At 51.7% G+C, this 6,816-nt stretch carries 8 protein-coding genes and 1 tRNA gene; 8 read left to right on the plus strand and 1 reads right to left on the minus strand.

Annotated elements, in window-relative coordinates; genetic code table 11:
• Positions 1-4: 4 nt before the first annotated feature.
• The 5 genes from HG1285_RS07095 to HG1285_RS07075 all read left to right on the plus strand — a co-directional run bounded on the left by HG1285_RS07095 (position 5) and on the right by HG1285_RS07075 (position 4,176).
• The gene (locus HG1285_RS07095; RefSeq protein ID WP_008287983.1) at positions 5-808 is read left to right on the plus strand and encodes a thiazole synthase; all 804 of its coding nucleotides are present in this window, start codon (positions 5-7) and stop codon (positions 806-808) included.
• 7 nt (positions 809-815) lie between these two features.
• Positions 816-1,349: a Uma2 family endonuclease gene (locus HG1285_RS07090; protein WP_008287984.1), complete on the plus strand. Its 534-nt coding sequence runs from the start codon at positions 816-818 to the stop codon at positions 1,347-1,349.
• A gap of 51 nt (positions 1,350-1,400) precedes the next feature.
• Positions 1,401-2,705 (plus strand): protoporphyrinogen oxidase, encoded by a 1,305-nt coding sequence (gene hemG / locus HG1285_RS07085; RefSeq protein ID WP_008287985.1) that lies wholly within the window; start codon positions 1,401-1,403, stop codon positions 2,703-2,705.
• A complete protein-coding gene (locus HG1285_RS07080) occupies positions 2,702-3,694 on the plus strand; it encodes a VIT1/CCC1 family protein (RefSeq protein WP_008287986.1) in 993 nt (330 codons plus the stop codon). The genes hemG and HG1285_RS07080 overlap by 4 nt, the downstream gene beginning before the upstream one ends.
• 242 nt (positions 3,695-3,936) lie before the next feature.
• Positions 3,937-4,176, plus strand: coding sequence for a hypothetical protein (locus HG1285_RS07075; RefSeq protein ID WP_008287987.1), 240 nt, complete (start codon positions 3,937-3,939; stop codon positions 4,174-4,176).
• 27 nt (positions 4,177-4,203) lie between these two features.
• On the opposite strand, the gene HG1285_RS07070 is transcribed toward HG1285_RS07075, so the two are convergent.
• A tRNA-Val gene (locus tag HG1285_RS07070) sits at positions 4,204-4,279 on the minus strand.
• Between the two features lie 53 nt (positions 4,280-4,332).
• Here HG1285_RS07070 and HG1285_RS07065 point away from each other — a divergent pair.
• The 3 genes from HG1285_RS07065 to HG1285_RS07055 all read left to right on the plus strand — a co-directional run.
• Positions 4,333-6,036 (plus strand): NAD+ synthase, encoded by a 1,704-nt coding sequence (locus tag HG1285_RS07065; protein WP_008287988.1) that lies wholly within the window; start codon positions 4,333-4,335, stop codon positions 6,034-6,036.
• A gap of 11 nt (positions 6,037-6,047) precedes the next feature.
• Complete coding sequence (locus HG1285_RS07060) at positions 6,048-6,314, plus strand: hypothetical protein (protein WP_008287989.1); 267 nt, start codon at positions 6,048-6,050, stop codon at positions 6,312-6,314.
• Positions 6,298-6,816: UvrD-helicase domain-containing protein (locus HG1285_RS07055; protein ID WP_198005445.1), on the plus strand; the 519-nt coding region annotated here is incomplete at its 3' end. The genes HG1285_RS07060 and HG1285_RS07055, both read left to right, overlap by 17 nt.

Here is a 6,816-nt window from a genome sequence, read left to right on the forward strand (position 1 = left end):
AGTAATGACCGACTACGAGAAACTCCTTGAGAACGACCCCTTTGAGATAGCGGGTAGGCGCTTCAAGTCAAGGCTCATAATAGGCTCTGGCAAGTTCAAGAGCTTTCAGGAGAATAAGGAAGTCCTTGAGGCTTCCGGCGCTGAGATAATAACGGTTGCTGTCAGGCGTGTGAACATAACCGACCCAACCAAGGAAAACCTCCTTGACTACATAGACCCCAACAAGTACCTCATACTCCCCAACACCGCAGGTTGCTACACCGCCGAAGAAGCCATAAAGACCGCAATGCTCGCAAGGGAGGCAACGGGAATAAACTGGATAAAGTTAGAGGTCATAGGAGACCAGAAGACCCTCCTCCCCGACATGGAACAGACATACGAGGCGGCAAAGATCCTTGTTAAGGAGGGCTTTATCGTCCTTCCCTACATATTTGACGATCCCATATATGCCAAGAAGTTTGAGGAGGTTGGCTGTGCGGCGGTTATGCCCCTTGCTGCACCCATAGGGTCGGGCTTAGGACTCCAGAACCCTTACAACATCATGTTCATAAAGGAGGCGGTCTCCGTTCCGGTCATAGTGGATGCGGGTATCGGTAGCGCCGCGGACATTCCCCCCGTGATGGAGCTGGGAGTTGACGGGATACTTACCAACACCGCCCTTGCGGAGGCGAAAGATCCCATAAGGATGGCTGTCGCCATGAAGTATGCGACCGTTGCAGGAAGGCTCTCATACCTCGCAGGAAGGATGCCCAAGAGAACCTATGCGGTTCCCTCCTCTCCCACAAAGGGAGTGCCCTTCAAAGGGTAGATGAGTTATGAGCTTGACGCTGAAATATCTTCCCAATTACACGATCAAGGACTACGAGAGCTGGCAGGGTGACTGGGAACTGATAGAGGGCGTCCCCTACGCCCTCGCCTCCCCAACCTTTGAACATCAGAGGGTAGTCCTTCGCATAGCCCGCTTCCTTGACGAGGAACTTGAGAAGAGCTGCCCGGAATGTAAGGTGGGAATAGATACGGATTACGTGATAGACGAACATACCGTTGTTAGACCGAACGTCTTTGTGGTCTGCGGTGAGGTCAAGGATAAACTCTTAAAGACGCCCGCGGTGATATTTGAGGTGATCTCAGAGTCCACCGCCGAGAGGGATGAGAGGTTAAAGTTTGAGCTATACGAAAGGGAGGGAGTTGAGTTTTACGTTATGGTATTTCCCTCTCTCAAAAAAGCTAAAGCCTACAGACTCACGAATGACAGATACGTAAAGCTGAAGGACGTGACCACAGACACCCTTGAGATCCCCTTAAAGGGCTGCAAAATCGCTTTAGACTTCAGCAAGGTCTGGGAGTAAAAACATACCGATCTCATATTTTCCCGAATTCGCATAGGTTAGAATACCCCCATGCGTGATGTGGTAGTCATAGGTTCCGGAATATCGGGTTTGTCAACCGCCTTCAGATTAAAGAAGCTCGACTACGACGTGGTTGTTTACGAGAAGGACGACGAGATAGGAGGCAATATAAAGACCCTCTCCGAGGGTGGTTACACCTTTGAGCTGGGACCCCAGACGGTTCTTGCGGACGAGGAGGTCATGGAGTTCTTCAAAGAGGTAGGTGCAGAGCCCATCGTGGCGAACCACTCCTCTAAGAACAGATACATCTACAAGAGAGGGAGACTCATACCCCTGCCCCTCAGTCCAATTTCCTTTCTGTTTTCTCCGCTTCTATCAATACCTGCAAAGCTGAAGGTTCTAAGAGAGCCATGGGCACCGCCTCCCATAAAGAACGAGGAGAGCGTGGCGGACTTCGTCAGAAGGAGGCTCGGGCAGGAGTTCCTTGACTACGTGGTTGCCCCCTTTATCTCGGGAGTTTACGCAGGCGATCCGGAGACCCTCTCGGTCAGATACGCCACAAAAAAGGTTTACGCCCTTGAACAGGAGTTCGGATCCCTAATAAAGGGAGCTCTAAAGAAGAAGTCTCTGGGACCCAAGGGTAGGCTCATATCCTTTGAGGGAGGGCTGTTCACGCTTATAAAGAAGCTTGCCGAAGGACTTGAGGTTAAGAAGGAGAACGTAGTCCTGAGGATAAGACGAAAGGAAGACAGGTTCGTCTTGGACACGAGGGAAGGCAAGGTGGAAACCCGTGCCTTGGTGGTTTCATCGCCAGCCTACACCGCCTCTTACCTTCTCAAAGACCTCTCATGGAGCGCCTCTCTGGAATTTGACAAGATAGACTACGTCCCCGTGGTGGTGGTCAACGTGGGCGTGAAGAAGGGTAGTATTCCCGAGGGTTTCGGAGTCCTCATTCCCAGAAAGGAAGGTAAGAGGATCTTGGGTGTCATATTCTCCTCCAAGCTATTCCCCGGCAAGGCTCCGGAAGGGAAAGAGCTTCTCACCATATACTTGGGGGGTGCCACGGACAGGGAGATCATAGAGATGTCCGAAGACGCTATTCTTGAACTGGTGGAAAAAGAACTCAAAGAGGTTCTCGGTGTAGAAGGGATTGAGTTCTCGCACGTTAAGAAGTGGAAGAGGGCTATACCCCAATACACCCTCGGTTACGGCAAGTATCTTGACCTTGCCAAGGAGATGGAGGAAGTCCACAAGGGATTATTCCTGACAGGCAACTACCTGAGCGGTATATCGGTCGCTGACTGCATAAGGTTCTCCAAGGAGACCGCCCAAAGGGTGGGTGAGTTCCTCTCATGAAGGATATAACGGCGCTTGCCAAGGAGTTCTATCAGAACGAGATAAAAGACCACAAGCTATACTCAGCGCTCGCCAAAAGGGTGAAGGACGAAGACCTCAGAGAAGACCTGATGCGCATAGCCAACATGGAGAAGGGACACGCACGCTTCTGGAGGGAGTTCCTGCACAGGAGAGGAGAGAAAACGGAGGATCTTGAAGACGTTTCCCCCTCTCGCCTGATCCTTTTGGTGGGTAGGCTAATAAACCCGCTGGTTCTCATATCCCTCTTGGAGATGGGAGAGGCATCAGCCTACACCCAGTATTACAGGTTCTTGAAAGAAAAGGGTGCGGATCTGTCAGAGGAAGAGGTAGAACGCCTGAAGTCCATAATCCTTGACGAGCTGTCCCATGAGAGCACTTTCCGGGAGAAGGTTGAAGACCTTGGACTCTCAAACGTCCGTGACATGGTCTTGGGAATGAACGACGGGCTCGTGGAACTTCTGGGAGTGGTCGCAGGGCTCTCTGCGGTTTACAGACACGACCCCCACATCGTCGGATCGAGCGCTGTGGTCGTCGGCATGGCTGGCGCCATATCCATGGGAGTGGGAGCCTTCATATCTGTTCGCTCCCAGAGACAGGTGAACGAGGCTTTGAGGGAAAGACAGAGTATAGTTGCGGAGGTTTCGGGCAAGTCAGAGAACGTGAACCTTCCCGAGGACTCGGAGAACGAGTTCAGGTCGGCTCTGTTTACCGGTCTCTCCTACCTCCTCGGTGTGGTTTTCCCTGTGAGCCCCTACTTCTTCATGGGCGATTCACTTAAAGCTCTCTCTGTTTCTCTGGTGCTCGCCTTTCTTGTTCTGTCGTTCGTCGCGTCCTTCGTGGCTCTTGTATCCGGTATATCTCTGAGAAAGAAGATACTTGAGATGGTTATGTCTGCCGGTATGGCTGCGGGTGCAAGCTTCCTTATAGGTAAGGCTGTGAAGCTTATCTTTGGTTTGGAAGTTAGTTAAAAGGGAGAGGAGGAACGGCAGACCTCCCCTCAATTAGGCTATACCCTCCGTGTTCTAACGCAGGTGAATTAAAGTCCTCTATAATTATTGACCTCCGTGGAAATTGCGTCCATAAAGGATTCTTAAACCTCTTTAAAATGTAAGAATTTTCTTATATTCTTATACCCGTATAATGCCTGTGTTTCTGTAATCACCGCCTTCGGCGGTCTTTTCAAAGGGGAACTACCCAGAACCTTTACACGGTGGGTGGATGGAACATACCGGGAAGGGCTCTCGGAAAGCTCGTAGGGAAAACTTACAGGACGGGAAATGCCAAGGTGAACAGGCAGTTTACCAAGCCTACGAACGATAGCTATCAGTGTGAACCTTTCTCCATAGTGTCAACCGCTTACAGATACTTCGGTATTCAGAACCCTGAGGTGATAACGGGCGAGCCTCCAATAGACGAGAGTACCTCCGTCCCTAATGAGTTCCAGCCCTGAGGGCTGGCTTTTTTAGTCTTTCTTCAATGGTAGGCGCGAGGGGACTCGAACCCCTGACCTCTGGCGTGTCGGGCCAGCGCTCTCCCAACTGAGCTACGCGCCTTGACTTAGAAATTATCTTCCAATTCAGCCCCTTAGTCAAGATATACTAAAACCATGCTAAACGTTACCCTTGCGCAGGTAAACCCTGTTGTGGGCGATATAGAGGGGAACGTTGAGAAGATAAGGGAGTCGGTCGCAAGGTGTGAGGATACGAGCCATCTCATAGTGTTCCCCGAACTGGTTGTGAGTGGGTACTTTCCCGAGGATCTGCTGTTGCGGATTGACTTCGTCAGGAAGTGCATGGAAGCCGTTGAAGAGCTCGCTAAAAGCTTAAAAGATGCCAAGTCCCTCGTCGTGGTGGGGGCGCCCTTTTACGGGGGAGACCTCTACAACAGTCTTTACCTTCTGTACGGCGGTGAGGTGGTCGGGGTTTACCACAAGGGGAGGCTTCCGAACTACAGCGTATTTGACGAGAAGAGGTACTTCAGGGAGGGAGAGGATCCCCTCCTGGTTGAGCTAAACGGCATTAAACTGGGCTTTTCCATATGCGAGGACATATGGTATCCCGACCACCTGGAGAGACTCTCGGTTCTCTCAGGGGCGGAGGTGATAGTCAATATAAACGCATCTCCATACCACATAGGGAAGCATGAGTTCAGGGAGGGTTTCGTCAGGGCGCGGGCGGAGGACAACATATGCTTCGTCCTTTATGCGAACCTTGTGGGGGGACACGATGAACTCGTCTTTGACGGCAGGAGTATGGTCGTAGACCCCCTCGGCAGGGTTGTAGGAAGGGCTAAATCCTTTGAAGAAGACCTGCTCACCCTCTCTATAGACGTTGACAAAGTCAGGAGGAGGAGGCTCCTTGACCTGAGGTGGAGGAACGCCAGCAGAGAGATAGACCCCTTTCCCGTGGAAGCCTCTATAGAGCTCCCCGACAAGCCCTACGTTGAGCCGAGGCTGGAGGAGAGCCCCTCGGAGGAAGAGGAGGTATACAGGGCTGTCGTGCTCGGAACCCACGACTACGTCGTTAAAAACGGATTTTCAAAGGTCGTGATAGGACTTTCGGGAGGCATGGATTCCTCCCTGACCGCATGCATAGCCACCGACGCTCTCGGAGCGGATAAGGTTCTCGGGGTCTTCATGCCTTCACGCTTCTCTTCCAAGGAGAGCTTTGAGGACGCGAAGACCCTTGCGGACAACCTCGGGATAGAGTTCCACACTGTACCAATAGACGAGGTCTACGTTGCTTACCACGATGAGCTCCTGCCAGTCCTGGGAGAGATAGAGTTTGATACCGCGGACGAGAACATACAGGCGAGGATAAGGGCAAACATTCTCTTTTACATATCCAACAAGCTGGGACACCTTGTTCTTTCTACCTCCAACAAGAGTGAGTCCGCTACAGGCTACACTACCATATACGGGGACATGTCGGGCGGTTTCGCACCCCTCAAAGACTTGTACAAGACAACTATATACAAACTCGCCAGATACAGGAACTCCCTATCTCCCGTTATACCCGAAAGGGTCTTTCAGAAACCCCCTTCCGCAGAACTCAGACCAAACCAGACCGACCAGGACACCCTGCCACCTTACGAAGTCCTTGACGAGATACTCAAGATGTACCTTGAGGATAACGTGTCCCCCGAGGATATAGTGAAGAAGGGCTACGACAGGGGGACAGTCTTCAAGGTCGTTAAGATGGTCAGGAGGGCGGAGTACAAGAGGAAACAGGCACCAGTGGGAGTGAAGGTGACGTCAAGAGCCTTCGGAAAGGACTGGAGGATGCCCATCACGAACAGATATGAGAGATGAGGAGGTGTGTCATGTGTGCCAGCTTTGGAGAGCTTGATATACAGGAGATAAAGGAGGATGTGCTCTCCCTCTGCAGGGATATGAACCTGCCCGTGAGGGAGGTTTACGTCAGCGCGGACTTCAAGGAGGAGGTTTACCAGGTGGAGGTTGAGCTCTTTAAAGAGTATTCAAGCATAGAGGAGCTCCTGAAAGAGGAGCTTGAGATAGAGAGCAGGCTATCCGAAAGATACGGTGAAACCTTGGAGATAAACATAGTGAGCCTTGACGAAGAAGAGTAGTATGCTGAATCCCCAGCAGGAAAGGGTAGTTCGCCACCACGGGAAACCCCTGCTCGTTGTGGCCGGAGCTGGCTCTGGAAAAACTAAGACTTTAGCCCACAAGGTTGAGTTTATACTTAGCGAGCTCGGGGCACCCAGGGAGAGCGTCCTGTGTATAACCTTCACCAACAAGGCGGCTAAGGAAATAGGGGAGAGGGTTTACAGCGTTACAGGGACAGAGCTTCCCTGGGTGGGAACCTTTCACTCAATAGCCTACAGGCTTCTCAGGGCTGACGCGGGTATTAACTTCAGCGTTGCCGACGAATCGGATACGAAGAGCATACTCAGGGAACTTCTCAAAAGCTTTGACATAAGGCAGGAGGACTACGATAAGGTGAGGAGGGCTATATCCCGTGTTAAGGAAGACCTCGGTGAGATAAAGTCTGAGGAGCTCAAAGAGCTGTTTGCCCTTTACCAGGAGGAGCTGAGGAGGAACGGACTCTTTGACTTTGGGGACTTGATG

The organism is Hydrogenivirga sp. 128-5-R1-1, assembly GCF_000171895.1.

Excerpts from the sequence above, each read along its gene's own strand:
- HG1285_RS07065 (WP_008287988.1), top strand. The coding sequence starts at position 4,333 with ATGCTAAACGTTACCCTTGCGCAGGTAAACCCTGTTGTGGGCGATATA.
- HG1285_RS07080 (WP_008287986.1), top strand. The coding sequence starts at position 2,702 with ATGAAGGATATAACGGCGCTTGCCAAGGAGTTCTATCAGAACGAGATA.
- hemG (WP_008287985.1), top strand. The coding sequence starts at position 1,401 with ATGCGTGATGTGGTAGTCATAGGTTCCGGAATATCGGGTTTGTCAACC.
- HG1285_RS07060 (WP_008287989.1), top strand. The coding sequence starts at position 6,048 with ATGTGTGCCAGCTTTGGAGAGCTTGATATACAGGAGATAAAGGAGGAT.
- HG1285_RS07090 (WP_008287984.1), top strand. The coding sequence starts at position 816 with ATGAGCTTGACGCTGAAATATCTTCCCAATTACACGATCAAGGACTAC.
- HG1285_RS07095 (WP_008287983.1), top strand. The coding sequence starts at position 5 with ATGACCGACTACGAGAAACTCCTTGAGAACGACCCCTTTGAGATAGCG.